This window comes from Rheinheimera mangrovi (assembly GCF_003990335.1).
Taxonomy (GTDB): domain Bacteria; phylum Pseudomonadota; class Gammaproteobacteria; order Enterobacterales; family Alteromonadaceae; genus Pararheinheimera; species Pararheinheimera mangrovi.
The window spans coordinates 351,765-371,858 of record NZ_CP034683.1; the positions used below are offsets into that span (position 1 = coordinate 351,765).

The 20,094-nt window shown below is 49.7% G+C and carries 8 protein-coding genes; 7 read left to right on the top strand and 1 reads right to left on the bottom strand.

All coding sequences use genetic code 11. From position 1 onward, the window contains the following. The first annotated feature begins 112 nt into the window (after positions 1-112). Complete coding sequence (locus EK374_RS01710) at positions 113-406, top strand: DUF6916 family protein (protein WP_127019546.1); 294 nt, start codon at positions 113-115, stop codon at positions 404-406. Positions 407-438: 32 nt separating this feature from the next. On the opposite strand, the gene EK374_RS01715 is transcribed toward EK374_RS01710, so the two are convergent. After that, on the bottom strand, positions 439-939 hold the full coding sequence (locus EK374_RS01715) for a GNAT family N-acetyltransferase (RefSeq protein ID WP_127019548.1): 501 nt from the start codon (positions 937-939) through the stop codon (positions 439-441). Positions 940-1,029: 90 nt separating this feature from the next. On the opposite strand from EK374_RS01715, the gene EK374_RS01720 reads away from it, so the two are divergent. From EK374_RS01720 to EK374_RS01745, 6 genes are all read left to right on the top strand, one after another. Then, the gene (locus EK374_RS01720; RefSeq protein ID WP_127019550.1) at positions 1,030-1,578 is read left to right on the top strand and encodes a phage tail protein; all 549 of its coding nucleotides are present in this window, start codon (positions 1,030-1,032) and stop codon (positions 1,576-1,578) included. Positions 1,579-1,590: 12 nt separating this feature from the next. Then, positions 1,591-2,139, top strand: a complete 549-nt coding sequence (locus tag EK374_RS01725) for a phage tail protein (protein ID WP_127019552.1) — start codon at positions 1,591-1,593, stop codon at positions 2,137-2,139. A gap of 10 nt (positions 2,140-2,149) precedes the next feature. Beyond that, entirely contained in the window at positions 2,150-2,704 is a 555-nt protein-coding gene (locus tag EK374_RS01730) for a phage tail protein (RefSeq protein ID WP_127019554.1), read from the top strand. Continuing rightward, on the top strand, positions 2,679-3,968 hold the full coding sequence (locus EK374_RS01735; RefSeq protein ID WP_127019556.1) for a S8/S53 family peptidase: 1,290 nt from the start codon (positions 2,679-2,681) through the stop codon (positions 3,966-3,968). Before EK374_RS01730 ends, EK374_RS01735 begins: the two co-directional genes overlap by 26 nt. A 3-nt stretch (positions 3,969-3,971) precedes the next feature. Continuing rightward, complete coding sequence (locus tag EK374_RS01740) at positions 3,972-5,303, top strand: TIGR03032 family protein (protein ID WP_127019558.1); 1,332 nt, start codon at positions 3,972-3,974, stop codon at positions 5,301-5,303. A 68-nt stretch (positions 5,304-5,371) separates the two neighbouring features. Continuing rightward, entirely contained in the window at positions 5,372-20,026 is a 14,655-nt protein-coding gene (locus EK374_RS01745; protein WP_127019560.1) for an Ig-like domain-containing protein, read from the top strand. Positions 20,027-20,094 lie beyond the last annotated feature (68 nt).

The window sequence follows — 20,094 nt, forward strand, 5'->3', positions numbered from 1 at the left end:
CTGTTATGTTCCTTTTTTGTTTAGAACTCACTTGCGTTTTCCTGATTTCTATCCTAATTTTGGTTCTGAAATTTGTACAATGTTTATAAGTTAGTGTATTTACGGAGTTTTTATGCAGCTGTACAGCTTCGAGCGTTTAAATCAACTGGTAGGTCAGCAGCTTCAATTACAGGATGATGCAGGAACAAAGGTAAATCTGACTTTAGATCGGGTCGTTAAAGGCCAGTTAGATCCGAAGCATTGGGAGTCTTTTGCTGCGTATCTGATAGGGGATCCCAGTTTTCATATACCACAAGGTAACTATCAACTCGAACACCCAGAACTTGGGGTGGCCAGTCTGTTTCTGTCACCAAAAAGCGAAGTGGAATACGAACTGGTTATGAACAGGCGGTTGGACCAAAGCTAAGTCTGGGCTGAGCCTGACATATCCTGGTCACTTCAGAGACCAAGGGTAGACCTCTTATCATCAGGGATCCATTCCATCAGCAAATACACTTCGTTGGTTTGGCTTTTGTACTTAAAACCCAGTTTTTCGTACCAGCTGCGTACCGGGTTGTGTTGTTCAACATGAATAGATACAGATAACTGCGCGGCGGCAGCCCGCTCAAATACAAATTGAAACAGCCAGGAGCCTATACCTTGCTGTTGAAATTCTGGAAGCAGGCTGATGTCAACAATACGGATCTCGTGTTGCCATTGGTCCAAAAAAAGACGGCCTACAGCAATGTTGTTCCGGCGCACAATAAAGAATTTCGCCTTGTTGTAATGCTGGGTGTAGTGCTGCAGTTGGGCTTGAAATTGTTGGTGCAAAAAGGCTTGTTTTTGCGCTTCGTCGAACGGAAAAAATTGCATCTCCTGTTGGCGGGTTGAGGCATAAAGCCTGTACAGAAAAGGTAAATCCTCTGAGGTGTAGGGGTGAAGTTGAATATCTATCGTCATTTGATGGTGATCAGTACGCTGAGCTAAAAGGTACAGCGAGTGTAAAAGCCAAAAGTTGAGGTTGTAAAGGCCTCAGTTCAGGAGATAAAAATGGAACCATATTTAGGTGAAATAAAAATGTTCAGTTACAACTGGGCACCCAAAGGTTGGCTTGCATGTAACGGGGCTTTATTGCCGATAGCTCAAAACCAGGCCTTGTACTCGCTCATTCATACTCAGTTTGGCGGTAATGGAACCACCACTTTTGCAGTGCCTGATTTAAGGGGGCGCACCCCTGTTGCTCAGGAGCTTACTCATGGTGTTAAGATCCTCCCTGGTGATAGCGGCGGAAGCAGCACAATAACGCTGACCACTGCTCATATGCCAGCCCATACCCATCAGTTGCATGCCACCGAGCTAAACGCCAGCACTAAAATGGTGGCGGGTTCTTATCTGGCGGCTGCCAAACTACCAGGCCCTAATGGTGCGGCTGTGGCCAGTTATGCGGCTATTGAAATTGCAGATACCAGTAAAAACATCACGTTAAATACTGACAGTATCAGCGTTTCTGGCTCAGCTCAGCCAATCAACAATATGCAGCCTTCGCTTGGGCTTAATTTTTGTATTGCCACTATGGGCGCATACCCGCAACGTAACTAAAGGAAACTTGTGATGAGTGATTGTTATGTAGGTGAAATCCGCTTATTCGCAGGCCGTCGCGCCCCTGTTGGCTGGCATTTTTGCGACGGTACTTCGTTGAAAATCTCTGAGTATGAAGTTTTGTTTTCACTGCTGAGTACCAACTTTGGTGGCGACGGCGTCAGCACTTTTGCTTTACCCGATTTACGCGGCAGGGTGCCGGTACATTTCGGAACTAACCCGGATTCGCAAACTGTTGCTCCCATCGCTTTTGCCCAAGCCTTAGGACAGGAACAAGTGGCAGTGACAGCGGCAAACCTGCCGCCACATAGCCACAGTTTGACGGCTGTTGCAAGCACAGGCACTGCCACTAATGCAACTCAACTGGTGACTGCCGCTTTTGCGGGCGGCACTGGAGTGGACACACTCTATGTGACTAATCCTGCTACGCCAAATCCGGTGAGTTTGGGGGCAAGCTCCATCGGTTCAACCGGAGGCACAGTGGTGCAAGATAACATTATGCCTGCTACGGCCATGAACTATATCATTGCCTTGTCTGGTATTTATCCAAGCCGTAACTAAGGAGCACGTTATGTCAGAACCATTTTTCGGCGAAGTGAAAATATTTACCTGCAAATTTGCGCCAGAGGGCTGGGCTTATTGTCTGGGGCAGCAAATGTCTATACAACAAAACCCGGCTTTGTATACAATATTGGGAACAACCTATGGCGGAAACGGCACAACGACCTTTAACCTTCCCAATCTGCAAAATTTAGCTGTGATGGGGGCAGGCACTGGACCAGGCTTAACCCCCCGTCAATCTGGTGTTGTTGTCGGAAACAGCATGTCACAACTGAGCAACTTGCCTGCGCATAGTCATAATCTGGTTGCTCAAGCGGCACCTGGTAATCAGGCCCTGCCTGTGGCAGGTGCTTATCTGGCCAATGATACTGCAACAACAGGTGGCCGTAATATTGTTACCACAGCCCCTGCGTCTTTGGTGAATGAAAATAATTTGGTGCCTATGGCAGCCAATGCGCTGGGTGCCACAGGCACGCCAACACCTGCTGTCTATAACAACTGCCAGCCCTGGCTTGCCATGAACTTTTGTATAGCGACAGATGGCATTTATCCGTCCTATAACTAAGGGCCAGCCCAGCACAAAAGGCCAGCTTACAGGCTGGCTTTGGTTGCTGGTGTGCCTGCTGTTTACACCCTGGGCTAATGCCCATAGCTGGCCTTTGCAGTTAAAACTGAACAATAATGGCCAGTTGCATCAGTTGCAGTATCAACCCCATCAGAACAATGCAGAACTGGGCCTGTATAAAGCTCAAAGCGGTATCGAGCTTTATTTATCCGGAGACTGGCTGGTACAGACTAGTCAGACCGTTAAAGCGGCGATGTGGCAGCAACTTGGTGTTGAACACGCCAAATTACTGGCGCAAATAGGCGAGCAACAGATTTGGCTGGTGCAACCTGTTCAGGCAGAGTTATGGTTTAACTATACCCTGCCTGCAGAGCAATTTCCCTGGCTGCTGGCGTATCAGCCAGATTTTCATGCAAAAGCAGCTAAACTGCAGGGCAGTGCTATGCCGGATGCCAAACTAGCAAGCGAGCAACAGGCTATTTTAACTCAGGCTTACTGGCAGGCGCTGCAACACCAAACATCAGGACAAGGGGCCGTTATCGCACTGATTGATGATGCAGTGAACTTAACAGCCAAGGCTTTGGCTGAACTGCAAGTTCAGTTGTACTACGATGTGGATCAAAAAACTACGCAGCACACTAAGCCACAAACTACGCCACAAAACACGCAGCAAGCTGGCAGCGTTACAGCGGTGAGCCATGGCGATAAAATGGCCGCTTTATTGTTCGCGCAGCCCTACACCGAAAATAGCGTCACTTCTCATTCTGGTCTGGCCCCCAAAGCCACTGCAGTGATACTAAAACAAAGCCTGGGCTGGACTTCGGATATAGTACTGGCACTGCATTTAGCCGAACTGGCCGGAGCAGATGTGATCAACTGCAGCTGGACATTACCGTTTTTATCAGATTTAATAGCGCAAAAAATAGACCACCTGACCAAGCAACCAGATGGGATAGCCGTGGTGGCCGCCGCGGGCAATCACCGACAAGATGTGGCAGAGTCAAACCCATTGGCTGCCTTGCCAGGGGTGATTTCTGTCGGCTTGCTCGATAGCAGGTTGCAGCTTCTGTCGAACAGCGGAAAAGTGGATATCTGGGTACAGGGGCCGTTATATTTGCCTGACGGTACAGGCATTTCCGGCAGCTCTGCGGCGGCTGCGGTGGTGTCCGGGGTGCTGGCATTAAAACGCAGTCTGCAGCCGGACCTGCCGATAACCCAGCTGACCGGGCAGCTAAAAACCGAATTAACCAATAGAGCGCAGTAACGGATGACAACAAAAGCCGCCACAGAACAAGCCACGGAACCTCAAGCTTCAGAGCAGACGCTTGCTCAATTGTATGCCGAGCTCGATTTTAGCTGCGATAATTCGGCCAATATTCCGCCTTTGCTGAAACAGCTAAACATCTCGCTGGCTTTTACCTCCTATCAGGCTGGTCGTTTAATGCTGGTGCGCAGCGACGGCGAACAGCTGAACCTGAACTTTAAAAACTTTCCCCGTCCTATGGGCCTGGCCGCCACAGAACATAGCCTTACCTTAGGTACTTTTACCGAAGTACTGATGTTTCAGCGAGAAGATGGCTTATTGGCACAAATGAAGCAGCCACTGCAACCCATAGAGCAGGATGTTACCGCGCCCCGTATCAAACCCAAAGAGCAGGCTCAGCCAGCAGCTAATGCACAGAGTAGTCCACAAGAGCCTGAGGCAAATGAAGACCCACCCCAGCTAACGCCAGAACAACAAGCCCGGCGCGATAAAGAAATAGCCAGGCGCAAAGCCTATTTTGCTGAGTTATATGCCCCTGTCGATGACAAAACCGATGCCTGTTTTATCAGCCGCAGCGCGCATTACACCGGCATGATCAATATTCACGACATTGCCTGGGGCAATGAGGGCTTATGGGCCGTAAACTCCAGTTTTTCGTGTTTATGTACACTGGAGCCGGATTACAGCTTTGTACCACGCTGGAAGCCATGGTTTATCAGCGCACTTGAGCCCGAAGATCGCTGCCATTTAAATGGCATGACATTAAAGGACGGCGAGCCTGGGTATGTCACCACCTTTTCGCAATACGATACTATGGCAGGCTGGCGCGAGCATAACGAAAACCGAAATACCGGTACTTTAATAGATGTGCAGCAAAACCGCATTGTGGTGCCGGGCCTGATGATGCCGCATTCGCCGCGTTATTATCAGGGCAAGGTGTATTTTTGTAATTCAGGTGAAGGCCAGCTGTGCTGCTATAACCCACAAACAGAACAGATGCAGGTAGTGGCTGAATTACCGGGTTTTACCCGGGGTATGGACTTTTATGGCCCACTATTGTTTGTCGGTTTATCCAAAGTGCGGCAAGGTGATGTCACACGACAAGCCCCTCTTGCAGAAAAATACAGCGAAACCTATTCAGGTATTTGGGTGTGGAACCTTGAGACCAATACCGAAGTGGGCTGGCTGAAATTTAGCGGCAATGTCGACCAAATTTACGATGTAGCCGTATTGCCGGGTTGCAGTTATCCGGAGTTTATCGAGCCGGAACACCCCAGATTACGCAATCATTTTTGTTTTCCCGAATTACAACCTATGGTAAACGGGGCAATTTAAACTAAACAGGTACAGTGGCCAGGGCTTCCCCCTGGTTTTTGCGGCTAAGGCCAGCAAGGAGTAAAGAGATGGAACAGAACACCAGGGATATTACCGCACCAGAAGCGGACAATAAAAAGCCAGCCCGTTTACTGAAAATGTTATGGCCAGCCCTGCTGGCCTTTAGTCCGCTGGCCGCAGCCAGCCATAGCCGCGCCAGCTCCAGCCGCCGATTAATGCCATCTGTGCAATCACAGCAACAAAAACCAGTCTCTGCTACGCCTGCCAGCGCCGTGGTGAAAAAACAGCTGTTTTCAGCTTTTTCCTCTGCAACAACCAAACCACAGCTTCAAAGTAGCGCACGACCAGAGCCGCAGGCTGCCGCTATGGACTTTTTACAGCAACAAGGCTGGTTAACGCCGGGTGAAGCTCAGCCTGCGGCGTTATCGGGCAATCAGTCATTGGCGCGCAAGGAGTTTGCTACTACTGTAAATTGGGATGATGTTGCGGCTGCGCTAAATGTAGGGAGTGGTCATCAATACCACCAGTTAGTTTGCCCAAACAATGCGAATTTGGGAGTGACTTTTATCTACACTGCAAGCTCAGGCAATATTTCTTGTATAGCACTTACCCGGACTCCTCCCGGCAATTGGAATCAGAAACCATCCTTGTTGCATGAGTATGATCCCGCTCAGCTCCCCATTACAGCAGCTAAAATACCCGCAGCATGCAAAACCTGGTTTGAAACAAACACAGCCTGCCAAGGCGCCAGCGATACTGCCCCAACTGCCAACTCTGTATCCTTTACCGGCACCTTACGGGTTGGTCAAACGCTAACAGGCAGTTATAACTATGCCGATGCAGACAGCGACACAGAAGAAGGCACTACATTCAAATGGTATCGCAGTAACACTAGTGGCGGCAGTGGTAAAGTGGTTATCAGCGGTGCAACCAGTCAGACCTATGTGCTGGTTGCTGCAGATGTAGGGAAATTTATTAGTTTTGAAGTCACACCTAAAAATGCTAAAGCAACTGGAACTGCAGTAGAGAGCCCAATTAATAATACGGCAGTGACTACCCCTACCGTCAGCCTGAGTGTCAGTCCCGATAGCATTATTGAGGATGCAGGTGTGGCCACAGTCACAGCAACCTTAAGCGCAGCGGCAGGAACAAACACCACAGTGAATTTAAGCGCCACTGGCACAGCCACAGGCAGCGGTACAGATTACAACCTGAGCAGTAGCAGCATTACTATTACTGCAGGCCAAACCACAGGCACGGCTACAGTCACTGCGGTGCAGGACACGCTGGATGAAACAGATGAAACGGTAATTTTGGATATCTCCAGCGTCAGTGGTGGTGATGGAGCCACTGAAAGTAACTCGCAGCAGGTGACTGTGACTATTATCGACGATGACGAGCCAGCGGGTGGCACTTTGTTGTTTAAAGTAGGTACGGACATTAGTTACTTTAATACAGGCACCTTAGGTGGTTACAACGCGACACAAGATCGTGGTGCTGTCAGTGTGATTGACGCAAATCCTGTTGGCTTGGATGGTTTGGGAACCCGCTTTAATGATACGGACGCCTTTATTCAGCATGAAGGCAAGCTGTATGGCATGTTTGTAAACCCAGATGCAGGTAAAGGCTACGAGTTCGGGCGTTACGATGGCAGCCAGATTGAGTATCTCAATAACAAGAAGTTTGAAGATTTAGGGTCTGTTGTTGCTCATGATGACAAGATTTATTTTACGGCTGCCGAGGTTGGCGCAAATTACAGCCTGTTTGAATATGATATCAGTGACAATACGCTGATAAAGGTGGGGGATACCCACCAGCAAACTGGTATTCAGTGGTACAACGGTCAGCTTTATTTCTTCCAATCCGATTATAAAGTGGCTCGCTGGGATGGTTCTTCAGTTACTGTGGTGTGGTCTGCGGAAACGAATTCCTCTGCGTTTACAAACTCCATGGTAGTGATGGGAAATGAGCTGTATTTTGGCGCTAACGAGCCAGCGGGAGAGGGCCGCAATAACTCTGAAGTGTTTAAATACAATTCGGTGACAGATACAGTAACCCAGCTTACTAATCGGCAGTTCTATACAAATGCGTATAACACGGAAATGCCAAAACACTTAATAGTTGCCGATGGTAAGGTGTTTTTTGCCGGTACCAATTCCAATGATGCGCAGGATATTGCCACGTTAAATGATAAAAACCTGATTTCGGTCACAGCCGTCGGCACACTAGTGACAGAGTTTGCCACAGGCAACGATGGTGTAATCAGCGGGACCTGGGTGATCGACGATGTGTTGTACTTTGCTGCGCGCATTGGCTCGAACAACTATTACAATCTGTATCGTTATAACAGCACAGGTAACGTAACTAATCTGACTAACTTTAACAATGGCACTACATCTATTGTTGATTTAGAGTCCTATGATGGTGACTTATTTTTTACCACCACAGAAAATTCCGGCGGCGGTTCTTTATATCGTTATGATGGCACCTCCATTACGGCGGTTTCTTCTTTTCCAGCGCTGAGTACTTCAGACCCTGTGATTGAATTTTTCAGACCTGGGCTGACAGTGGTGAGCTTTGAGTTAGCGCCCGTCGTCAGCAATACCGAAGGGATACTAGCTATAGTTGCTGGTGGCACTCAGCTGTTAGCATCGCAGTTAACTGTTACGGATATTGATTCCGCTAACATCAGCGGCGCAACAGTCCGTTTTACATCTGGCCAAACAACAGGTGACTCCCTGAGTTTTACTGCGGCTCATGGTATTACCGGTAATTATGATTCAGGCACAGGTGTACTAAGTTTAAGCGGTACTGCAACTGCGGCGCAGTACCAGACTGTGTTGCGTTCCGTTACTTTTAATGCATCCTCCAGTTCAGGGCAGCGTGAGTTTAAATTCCAGTTGACGGACAGTGATGGAAATCCTAGCTGGGACAACTCTCCGGCTGGCAAGACGGTCATCGCGGTTGGTGAGGTTGATAGCACAATAACCTACAGCGAGTTTGACACGGATCCTACAGCTGGACAAAGGGTGGAAACTGTTGAAATTACTCAGTCTGCTTTGGGTAATTTACAAATTTCTGTCAGTTCATTTGATGCTGACAGCTATGGAATTGAATACGACTCTGTCGGCCAATCTTTGCGTGTGCTGAGTGACTACACTTCTCCTCAATCACTTATCATCAAATCCGGCAATGGCGCAGATTTTGACTTCCAGGGCTTCAGTTATAGTGATGATATGGACTGGTTTGGTGACATAACGGATTTAACTGTCACAGGTTATCAGGATAATGCTGAGGTTGTGCAGCGCACTATTAGGATGAATTCTGGTGGGCAACAAAATAGAATCATTCTTCCTGCTGGTTTTAATGCTGTAGACGAAGTGCGCTTAACTTTTGGACCTGAAACCACAGCGACCTGGGGCAGTATGATGGCTGGCCTGATCGACAATATTCTGGTTATTGCAGATGCTGCAGCACAAGATGTTACTGCGCCAGTATTCGATGTAAACGCTGCCGTGTCGAACATTACGACCTCAAGCTTTGATTTGTCTGCCAGCATTGACGAAGCAGGGACTTTGTTTTACGTAGTGGTGGCAGATGGTGCAACTGCGCCCTCTTCAGCGCAGGTTGTGGCAGGTCAGAATGCCGGAGGCACAGCAGCTTTAGTTGCTGGAAGTCAGGCTGTTGGCAGTGGTGATTTCTCACATACGTTTAACCTGACAGGCTTAGCCTCAGGTACTGCCTATGATCTTTACGTCGTGGCACAAGATGATGAAGCTATCCCGAACAGAATGGGTATGCCAGTACAACTGGATGTAACAACTCTTGTGCCAACCCCTACTGTCAGCCTGAGTGTCAGTCCCGATAGCATTGATGAAGCTGCAGGTGTGGCTACTGTCACTGCAACCTTAAGCGCAGCAGCATCAACCAGCACTACAGTTAATTTAGAAGCCAGCGGCGCAGCCACAGGCAGCGGTACAGATTACAACCTGAGCAGTAACAGCATTACCATTACTGCAGGCCAAACCACAGGGACGGTCACAGTCACTGCGGTGCAGGATACGCTGGATGAAACAGATGAAACGGTAATTTTGGATATCTCCAGTGTCAGTGGTGGTGATGGAGCCACTGCAAATAGCTCGCAACCTGTGACTGTGACTATAACGGATGATGATGCTGAACCCACGTTATCCATTGCAGATGTCAGTCAGGCTGAGGGCAATAGTGGCACTAGTACTATGACCTTTACCGTGACTTTAAGTGCGGCGTCAGCGAAAACAGTGACAGTGGCCTATGCCACGTCGGATAGCTCTGCGACAGCAGGTACAGATTTCACTGCAGTTTCAGGGGCTCTGACCTTCAATCCTGGTGAAACCAGTAAAACCTTTACTGTTACTGTCGCAGGGGATACCACGCCTGAGTCGGATGAGACCTTTGCAGTCGCCTTAAGTAGCCCCACCAATGCCACTCTTTCTGGTGGTACTGCGGCAGGTACTATTTTGAATGACGACGACAATGTAGCCCCTACAGTGACGAGCATAATGCGGCAGACTCCATCGGTAGATCTGACCAATGCCGACAGTCTGACCTGGCGAGTGACCTTTGATGAAACCGTCACTGGTGTTGACGCTGCTGATTTTAGTCTGAGCGGCAGTTCAGCTGGTCTGAGTGTCAGTCAGGTAAGCGGCTCTGTATATGATATTACGGCGTCGTCAGGTGATTTAGCCGGATACAATGGTGTTGCCAGTTTAAGTTTCGGCGGTGGTCAGAACATTACCGACAGCGCGGGTAATGCGCTAACAGCCACTACACCATCAGGCACTTCAGAACTGTCTTATACATTGGATAATGCAGTACCGGCCGTAAATTCAATTACTCTGAGTGGTTCTCCGCTGGCATCGGCGACCAGTGTGTCATTTATTGTGGCGTTCGATGGAGCCGTCAGCAATCTGTCCTCTGATGATTTCATTTTAACCACCACTGGTAGCAGTGCGTCTGGCACCATCGCAAGCGTTTCAGCTTCGTCAGGCAGCAGTTTCAATGTGACAGTGAATAGTATTTCGGGTAGCGGTACTTTGCGGCTGGATTTGAAAGCGTCGACCGATATTATTGACAGCGTGGGGAATGGCAACAACACAAATGGGTATGCAGTGGCTTATGCATCAGGTGATGTTCACACTGTGAATGTGCCTTGGCCTGCCCCCACGGTTTCAGATAACCGAATCAGCATTTCAGGCGCCACCGGCACTGCGGGTGCTTATAAAATCGGCGATACAGTCACAGTAACCTGGAATAACAGTGCCAGCGGCGACAATAACCCAGAGATTACTGCAGTCACTGCAGACTTCAGTCAATTTGGTGGCGGCTCAGCTGTAGCTGCAACTCAAAGTAGCGGTGTCTGGACTGCAACTTATGTTGTAGCAGCTGGTGTTGTGGATACAACGAACAGAAATGTGAGTATCACAGCGACGAATCCTGATGCAAGCTCTACAACAGCAGATACGTCAAATGCCACAGTAGATAATATAGCGCCAGTAGTGACTGATGCTCGTATCAGCATATCTGGTCACAGTGGAACAGCCGGAGCCTACAAAGTGGGCGATACTATTACCGCTAGCTGGGACAATTTGGTAAGTGGCGAAAACAACAGCGATATGATTAGTGGTGCCACCGTTGATTTCAGTGCATTTGGGGGGGGGGCAGCTGTAGTCGCCACCAACAATGCAGGAATATGGAGCGCAACCTATACAATTACGGCCGGCAGCATAGACAGCACTGGTCTAAACATATCTTTTACAGCGACTGATAACGCGGGTAATACCACGACTACTGCTGACAGCTCCAACGCAACTTTGGACAATAATAGGCCCGTAGTCACTTCGGGTAATATTCAGGTGGGCGGTGCCACTGGAACTGCGGGTACCTTTAAAGCTGGAGATACAGCCTCCGTTAGTTGGATTAATACGGGCGGCGATGCAAACAGCGATACTATCAGCGCCGTAACTATTGATTTCTCAGCCTTCGGCGGCGGATCAGCCGTAAGCGCTTCTCTGAGCGGTGGTGTCTGGACTGCAACTTATGTGATTGCCGCCGGCACTATTAACAGCAGCAATCTGAATGTAGCCGCAACAGTCACTGACGATGCTGGCAATACTACAACGACAGCTGGTACCAACAATACCTCTGTCGACAATCAGGCACCAACGATCAGTGTCCTCAGTGACAAAGCAGCATTAAAAGCCGCGGAGACCGCGACACTGACTTTCACCTTAAGTGAAAGCAGCACTAACTTTGTGCTGGGCGATATCACAGCAGCAGGTGGCTCTGTGTCAGGACTAACAGGTTCAGGCACCAGCTATACCGCGACCTTTACGCCGACAGCAGGCAGCACCACAGCTGCAACTGTGGATGTAGCAAGCGGCGTCTTTACTGATGCGGCGGGCAACAGCAATACAGCAGCGATTCAGCTGTCGATGACGGTGGATACCCTGGTTCCTACAGTGACTATCAGCAGCGATAAAGCGGCTCTGAAAGCAGGCGAGACAGCGACCCTGACTTTCACCTTAAGTGAAAGCAGCACTAACTTTGTGCTGGGCGATATCACAGCAGCAGGTGGCTCTGTGTCAGGACTGACAGGTTCAGGCACCAGCTATACCGCCACCTTTACGCCGACAGCAGGCAGCACCACAGCTGCAACTGTGGATGTAGCAAGCGGCGTCTTTACTGATGCGGCGGGCAACAGCAATACAGCAGCGACTCAGCTGTCGATGACAGTGGATACAGTAGTCCCGACAGTGACTATCAGTAGCAATAAAGCGGCTCTGAAAGCAGGCGAGACAGCGACGCTGACCTTCACCTTAAGTGAAAGCAGCACTAACTTTGAGCTGGGCGATATCACAGCAGAAGGTGGCTCTGTGTCAGGACTAACAGGTTCAGGCACCAGCTATACCGCGACCTTTACGCCGACAGCAGGCAGCACCACAGCTGCAACTGTGGATGTAGCAAGCGGCGTCTTTACTGATGCGGCGGGTAACAGCAATACAGCAGCAACTCAGCTGTCGATGACAGTGGATACAGTAGTTCCGACAGTGACTATCAGCAGCGATAAAGCGGCTCTGAAAGCAGGCGAGACAGCGACGCTGACCTTCACCTTAAGTGAAAGCAGCACTAACTTTGTGCTGGGCGATATCACCGCAGAAGGTGGCACTGTGTCAGGACTGACAGGTTCAGGCACCAGCTATACCGCGACCTTTACACCTACCTCAGGCAGCACCACAGCTGCAACTGTGGATGTAGCAAGCGGCGTCTTTACTGATGCGGCGGGTAACAGCAATACAGCAGCGACTCAGCTGTCGATGACGGTGGATACCCTGGTTCCGACTGTGGCTATCAGCAGTGATAAATCCGCGCTGAAAGCAGGCGAGACAGCGACGCTGACCTTCACCTTAAGTGAAAGCAGCACTAACTTTGAGCTGGGCGATATCACAGCAGAAGGTGGCTCTGTGTCAGGACTAACAGGTTCAGGCACCAGCTATACCGCGACCTTTACGCCGACAGCAGGCAGCACCACAGCTGCAACTGTGGATGTAGCAAGCGGCGTCTTTACTGATGCGGCGGGTAACAGCAATACAGCAGCGACTCAGCTGTCGATGACAGTGGATACAGTAGTCCCGACAGTGACTATCAGTAGCAATAAAGCGGCTCTGAAAGCAGGCGAGACAGCGACGCTGACCTTCACCTTAAGTGAAAGCAGCACTAACTTTGAGCTGGGCGATATCACAGCAGAAGGTGGCTCTGTGTCAGGACTAACAGGTTCAGGCACCAGCTATACCGCGACCTTTACGCCGACAGCAGGCAGCACCACAGCTGCAACTGTGGATGTAGCAAGCGGCGTCTTTACTGATGCGGCGGGTAACAGCAATACAGCAGCAACTCAGCTGTCGATGACAGTGGATACAGTAGTTCCGACAGTGACTATCAGCAGCGATAAAGCGGCTCTGAAAGCAGGCGAGACAGCGACGCTGACCTTCACCTTAAGTGAAAGCAGCACTAACTTTGTGCTGGGCGATATCACAGCAGCAGGTGGCACTGTGTCAGGACTGACAGGTTCAGGCACCAGCTATACCGCGACCTTTACACCGACAGCAGGCAGCACCACAGCTGCAACTGTGGATGTAGCAAGCGGCGTCTTTACTGATGCGGCAGGTAATAACAATACAGCGGCGACTCAGCTGTCGATGACGGTGGATACCCTGGTTCCGACTGTGGCTATCAGCAGTGATAAATCCGCGCTGAAAGCAGGCGAGACAGCGACGCTGACCTTCACCTTAAGTGAAAGCAGCACTAACTTTGAGCTGGGCGATATCACAGCAGCAGGTGGCACTGTGTCAGGACTGACAGGTTCAGGCGCTAGCTATACCGCGACCTTTACACCGACAGCAGGCAGCACCACAGCTGCCACTGTGGATGTAGCAAGCGGCGTCTTTACTGATGCGGCGGGTAACAGCAATACAGCAGCAACTCAGCTGTCGATGACAGTGGATACAGTAGTTCCTACAGTAGTTTCGGTCGCTATTGCGGACGGTAACTATAAAGCCGGAGATACAATCACTTTCACTGTAACCTTAGATGATTCAGTCATAGTGTCTGGTGTTAATTCCACCTTAGGTATAGATATTGATGGCTCTACTCAGCAAGCTGCTTTTGTCAATGCAACAGGCACTGTACTGACGTATAGCTACACCGTATTGGCAGGGCAGAATACTGACAGTTCTGGTGTTTCTGTGCTATCTAACAGCATAACGCTGAATGGCGATACCATAAGTGATTCAGGCAATAACGATGTAACTTTAACGTTCAGTGGCACGAATAATAGTGCAGCTAAAGTGGATACTTCGGCTCCTGCTGTCACCATAGTTACAAATCCAGCCGAAGCTATATTTTTAAATGCAGCAAGCTACGAGTTGAAAGGTACTCATGGCGAAATTGGCCTGACCATTAACCTCTATGCGGACACAGACAATGATGGTGCTGCAGACGGTGGTGTTTTAGTCAGCGCTGTGGTTGATGCCGACGGTAACTGGAGCCTGATCCAGCCGTTAACTGCAGACACTGCTCACAACTATGTTGTAATTGCAGAAGATGCGGCAGGTAATATCTCGACGGCAGTTGATGTTCCAACTATTACTGAAGACTCTATAGCTCCGCTTGCTGCTGTGATCACCAGTCCTGATGTAGCTCTTGCTGTTAATACTGTGGAGCAGGTGATTAGCGGTACTCATTCAGAAGATGGCGTTACAGTAGAATTATTTGTTGACGCGGATAACGATGGCGTGGCTGATAACAGTACGGTGCTGGCAAGCACTGTGGTGGGGTCTATCACTTCAGGCTCATGGTCTCTGACAGCGCCTCTTACCCAGAACCTGGCAAATAACTTTGTTGTTGTGGTGAAAGACAAAGCTGGCAATATATCGGCGGTGACTGATGTGGTGACTATTACTCAGGATTCTGTGGCTCCTGTAGTTACTGTAACTGAGTTGGCAACAGCAGACTCAACTCCTGCATTGGCAGGTACCGTGGATGACACCTCTGCCACGTTAAGTCTGGTGGTGAATGGTCAAACCTATACGCCAACCAATAACGGTGATGGCAGTTGGACTTTGGCCGATAATCAGATCGCTGCTTTGGATCATGGCGTTTATGATGTTGTTGTCACAGCCACGGATACACAAGGCAATAGTGATACGGATACAACGGGCAATGAACTGACGGTCGACTTATTGCCTCCTGCTGGCTATAGCGTAGTGATCCAGCAAAGCCGCATTGATGCCAATAACCAAAACGCCATGAGTTTTGTGTTTACCGGTGCAGAAGTAGGCTCCACTTATAACTATGTGGTGAGTGACGGTACCAATTCAGTCACTTTCACTGGTGTGATAACGGCGGCCAATCAGCAGATCGGGGCTATTGACGTGACAGGTCTGGCGGAAGGGACATTACAACTGAGTGCGATCCTGACCGATGCAGTCGGAAATGCCGGAACCGCAGCCACAGCGACAGTGGTGAAACTCTACAATGCAACGCCAGTGATTTCTGGCACAGCTTCAACTTCAGTCAATGAAGACAGCCCATACAGCTTTACCCCTGTTGCGACTGATGAAGATACAGGTACTACTCTGACCTTCAGCATCAGTAATAAACCAACATGGGCGGCTTTCAGTACCTCGACCGGCGCTTTAACTGGCACTCCGGCCAACGGTGATGTGGGCACAAGTTCAGGTATAGTGATTAGTGTCAGCGATGGTACAGCCACATCTGCCTTGCCAGCGTTTGCGATTACAGTAGTCAATACCAATGATGCTCCTGTAGTCAGTTCAACAGCGGTAACAGTAGCCACACAAGGCGAAGCTTATAGCTATAGTTTTGTCGGTACTGATGTGGATGTGGGGGATACCTTAACCCGCTCAGTGTTGACCAAACCAGCTTGGCTCAACTTTAATGCAGGCACAGGTGTATTGTCGGGTACTCCTGGCAATAGCGACGTAGGCGTGCATGCCGTGACCTTAAGAGTGACTGATGCTGCAGGTTTATTTGCAGAGCAGAACTTTAACGTGACTGTGGCTAATATTAACGATGCACCAAGCATCACAGGAAGTCCGGCTGTGACTGTCGCTCAGGGGGCTGCGTATAGCTTCATCCCAACAGCAACTGATGTAGACACAGGCAGTACTTTAACTTTCAGCATTACCAATAAACCGACCTGGGCCAGCTTCGATCCTGCTAGCGGTGTATTAAGCGGTACTCCGGTTAATGCCGATGTGGGTGCTACAGCGGGCATCGTAATTTCTGTATCAGATGGTGAACTCAGTGCAGCCTTGCCAGCCTTTACGCTGACAGTGACGAACGTCAACGATGCACCGACTATCACAGGCTCTCCTGCAACCACAGTGGCTCAGGGCGCGGCATACAGCTTTGCCCCAACAGCTGCAGATGTAGACACGGGCACTACCTTAACCTTTAGCATTGCCAATAAACCAAGCTGGGCGACCTTCAATACAGCGACAGGTGCGCTCACTGGCACTCCGGCCAATGCAGATGTGGGGGTTACTGCGGGTATTGTGATTTCAGTATCAGATGGTGAACTCAGTGCAGCATTGCCAGCCTTTACGCTGGCAGTGACGAACGTCAACGATGCACCGACTATCACAGGAAGTCCGGCTGTGACTGTCGCTCAGGGGGCTGCGTATAGCTTCATCCCAACAGCGGCAGATGTAGACACAGGTACCACCTTAACCTTTAGCATTGCCAATAAACCAAGCTGGGCGAGCTTCAATACAGCGACAGGTACGCTCACTGGTACTCCGGCGAATGCAGATGTAGGGGCTACAGCTGGTATAGTGATTTCGGTCTCGGACGGTGAGTTAAGTGCGGCATTGCCAGCCTTTACGCTGACCGTGACAAACACCAATGATGCTCCTGTTGCGACCGACAGCGCTGCAACTACGCAGGAGGATACGCCGCTGAGTCTGACCTTAACTGCGCAGGACCCGGATCAAGACCCACTGACCTATGAGATTGTGAGTCAGCCAGAGCATGGAACTGTAACGTTGCAAGGGGCAGTACTGCTTTATACACCGGAGCAAGACTTCAATGGCGCAGACAGTATCAGCTTTATTGCAAATGATGCGGACTCAAGCTCAGATAAGGCGACGATCAGCATCACAGTGACGCCAGTGAATGATAATCCAGTGGTGGCAGACGACAGTTACAGCCTGCCGCGCACTGACAATAATCAATATCAACTGGCAGTGTTAGCCAATGATACGGATGTTGATGAAGACACTCTGATTATAGATGGCGCCTCTACTACGGTGGGTACTGTAACCTTTAACGCGGCGGGTCTAACCCTTACTGCGCCGGATCGTTATGTTGGACCAGTCAGTCTGCGTTACACCGTGACTGACGGCAAAGGCGGCCGCGCCAGCGCTAATGTCAGCCTGATTATTGAAGGCGGCGCAGCGTCAGAGTTGCCGGTCATTACTGTGCCTGCGGATATAGAAGTGAATGCAACTGCACTCTTTACCCGCGTGCCTCTTGGTACTGCCACAGCCGTTGATCGTAATGGTCGTCGTTTGCGCGTATCCTTGATTAACGGTAGCCTGTTCTTCGCACCTGGTGAGCATATTGTTTACTGGCAAGCGACTGATGCCGATGGCAACACCGCGACCAAAGCACAGAAAGTCAGTGTGAAACCGCTAATTTCTTTAAGCAAAGATCAAGTGGTGACCGAAGGGGCTGAGGTCGTAGTTGAGGTGATCCTCAATGGTCCGTCACCTGTCTATCCTGTGTTGGTCCCTTATACTGTCACGGGTAGCGCTGGTGGCAATGACCATACCTTGGTATCAGGTGTGGCTGAAATAAGCTCAGGACTTAGCACCAGTATCCGCTTTACTGTGTTGGAAGATGGCCAAAGCGAAGGCACAGAAGAGCTGGTCATTAGTCTGGATGCGAGCCTGAATCGTGGCAGTCAGCGCAGTAGCCGTATTGTGATCACTGAAGCCAATATTGCTCCTGTCGTTTCTCTGGATGTGCAGCAAAATGGAGAAAGTCGATTAACCGTGAGTGAGAATGAAGGTGTTATTCGTGTCACTGTTACAGCGACAGACGTTAACCCTGCTGATCAGCTCACTGGGGAGTGGAACTTTGGTCGCCTGGTCAATGTAACGTCGGATCAAACTCAGATGAGTTTTGACCCGGCAGAGCAAGGCCCTGGTTTGTATCAGGTGAGCTACAGAGCTACAGATAATGGCTCACCTGTTTTATCGTCCAGCACTTCGGTCTTTATTGTCGTGCGTCCAAGCTTGCCAACTCTGAACAGCGAGGACTCTGACGGGGACTTAATTCCTGATGATCAAGAGGGATTCACCGATGCAGATGGTGATGGTATTCCGGATTATCAGGATGCGATCAACGAATGTAACGTAATGCCAACTGAGTTGTTGGGTCAGACAGAGTTTTTGGTGGAAGGTGATCCTGGAGTCTGTTTACGTTTAGGCACAGTTGCTGCTGAAACTGATGCTGGTGGTTTGCAAATTGCGCAAGATGCGGTGGAGACAGATAACGTTGCAGTCAATATCGGCGGTATCTTTGACTTTATTGCTTATGGTTTACCTGAACAAGGCCAAAGCTATAGCCTGGTGATACCGCAACGTTTACCTGTGCCAGCTAATGCGGTGTACCGCAAATACAGTGACATTACTGGCTGGGTCGATTTTGTCAGCAATGAGCGTAACTCAGTGGCCAGTACTCAGGGCGAACGGGGCTTCTGTCCACCACCTGGTGGAACCGAATGGACTGAAGGTTTAACTGAAGGTCATTGGTGTGTGCAGGTCACAGTAGAAGATGGTGGTCCAAATGATGCGGACGGCATTGCCAATAGTGCCATTGTTGACCCTGGTGGTGTGGCCGTTGAACTCAATGGTAACAATCTGCCTGTAGCAGTGGCAGACCAAAGCTCGACCAGAGCCGATACAGCTGTAGTGGTCAATGTACTGGCGAATGACACCGATCCGGACGGCGATAGCTTAACCGTCAGCCAGGCTGTAAGTAGTTTTGGTACTGTTACTATTCTGGCCGACCAGCAATTGAGCTACCTGCCAAACCCAGACTTTATCGGTACTGATACAGTGATTTACAGCATTACCGATGGCAAAGGGGGAACGGCCAGCAGTGAATTAGTTATCAGCGTTTCAGGAAACAGTTCGCCAGTAGCAGTTAATGATGTGGCGTCTACTGATGATAAAACCGTAGTGCTGATTGCGGTACTGGCCAACGATAGTGACGAAGATGGCAATACTCTGATGGTAAGCAGCGCTAGTGCAGTGCAGGGAACCGTAAGTATTGAGGCGGATCAACGTCTGCGTTATACGCCTAAGGTAGGTTTTGATGGGGTGGATACCATCAGCTACAGAATAACAGATGGAGTTGGTGGTGAAGCAGCAGCACAGGTCAGCGTGACAGTGCGTGCTTATCAGCCTGTTGTTGTGGATAACAAATCAAGTGGGGGTAGTATGACCATGTGGATGGTGATTGTATTAGCGGGAGCTGTGGTGTTACGTCGCCGTTCAATGCTGGTAGCTGCAGCAGTGCTGTTGTCTTTCAGCCCTTTTAGTCAGAGCGCTGACTGGTATTTGCAAGCTTCGGCAGGACAAAGTAATGCCGATCAGAAGCAAAGCCGTCTGGTGGAACAATTACCAGACGGAACTATCACTGGCTTTGACGACAGCGATAGTTCCTATGGTTTTACTTTAGGTTATCAAGTACACCCTTATGTTGCGCTGGAAGCCGGGTATCTGGATTTGGGCGAAGCCAGCAGCCAGATCAGCGCAGAAAGCCTAACCCCACAGCAATACCACGAAGTGGTGAAAGCCGTTAGTCCGGTATTGGTGGATGGTTTTACTGCAGCGGTGCGCTTTAGCTTGTGGCAAAACGAACAATGGAACTTAGAGGTGCCATTAGGTGTGCTGTTTTGGGATTCTGAAATAGAAAGCCGGATGGATGATGCTGTGCTGACATCTGAAACTGACGGCACAGATATCTACCTTGGTGTTCAGTTGAACTATCAACTGGCGGCAGGCTGGAAAGTGGGTGTAGGTTATCAGCAGCTGAATCTTAAACCTAATGATGTAAATAGCTGGCTGGTGAGCTTACGTTACGAGTTTTGAGTTCTGGTTATATGCATATCAAGGGCGGTTTTTACCGCCCTTGATATTTTTTGTGACAAAAAAGTCTG

What these genes read in the sequence shown, in the direction of transcription:
- EK374_RS01710 (WP_127019546.1), top strand. Translation starts at nt 113, where the DNA reads ATGCAGCTGTACAGCTTCGAGCGTTTAAATCAACTGGTAGGTCAGCAG.
- EK374_RS01715 (WP_127019548.1), bottom strand. Translation starts at nt 939, where the DNA reads ATGACGATAGATATTCAACTTCACCCCTACACCTCAGAGGATTTACCT.
- EK374_RS01720 (WP_127019550.1), top strand. Translation starts at nt 1,030, where the DNA reads ATGGAACCATATTTAGGTGAAATAAAAATGTTCAGTTACAACTGGGCA.
- EK374_RS01725 (WP_127019552.1), top strand. Translation starts at nt 1,591, where the DNA reads ATGAGTGATTGTTATGTAGGTGAAATCCGCTTATTCGCAGGCCGTCGC.
- EK374_RS01730 (WP_127019554.1), top strand. Translation starts at nt 2,150, where the DNA reads ATGTCAGAACCATTTTTCGGCGAAGTGAAAATATTTACCTGCAAATTT.
- EK374_RS01735 (WP_127019556.1), top strand. Translation starts at nt 2,679, where the DNA reads ATGGCATTTATCCGTCCTATAACTAAGGGCCAGCCCAGCACAAAAGGC.
- EK374_RS01740 (WP_127019558.1), top strand. Translation starts at nt 3,972, where the DNA reads ATGACAACAAAAGCCGCCACAGAACAAGCCACGGAACCTCAAGCTTCA.
- EK374_RS01745 (WP_127019560.1), top strand. Translation starts at nt 5,372, where the DNA reads ATGGAACAGAACACCAGGGATATTACCGCACCAGAAGCGGACAATAAA.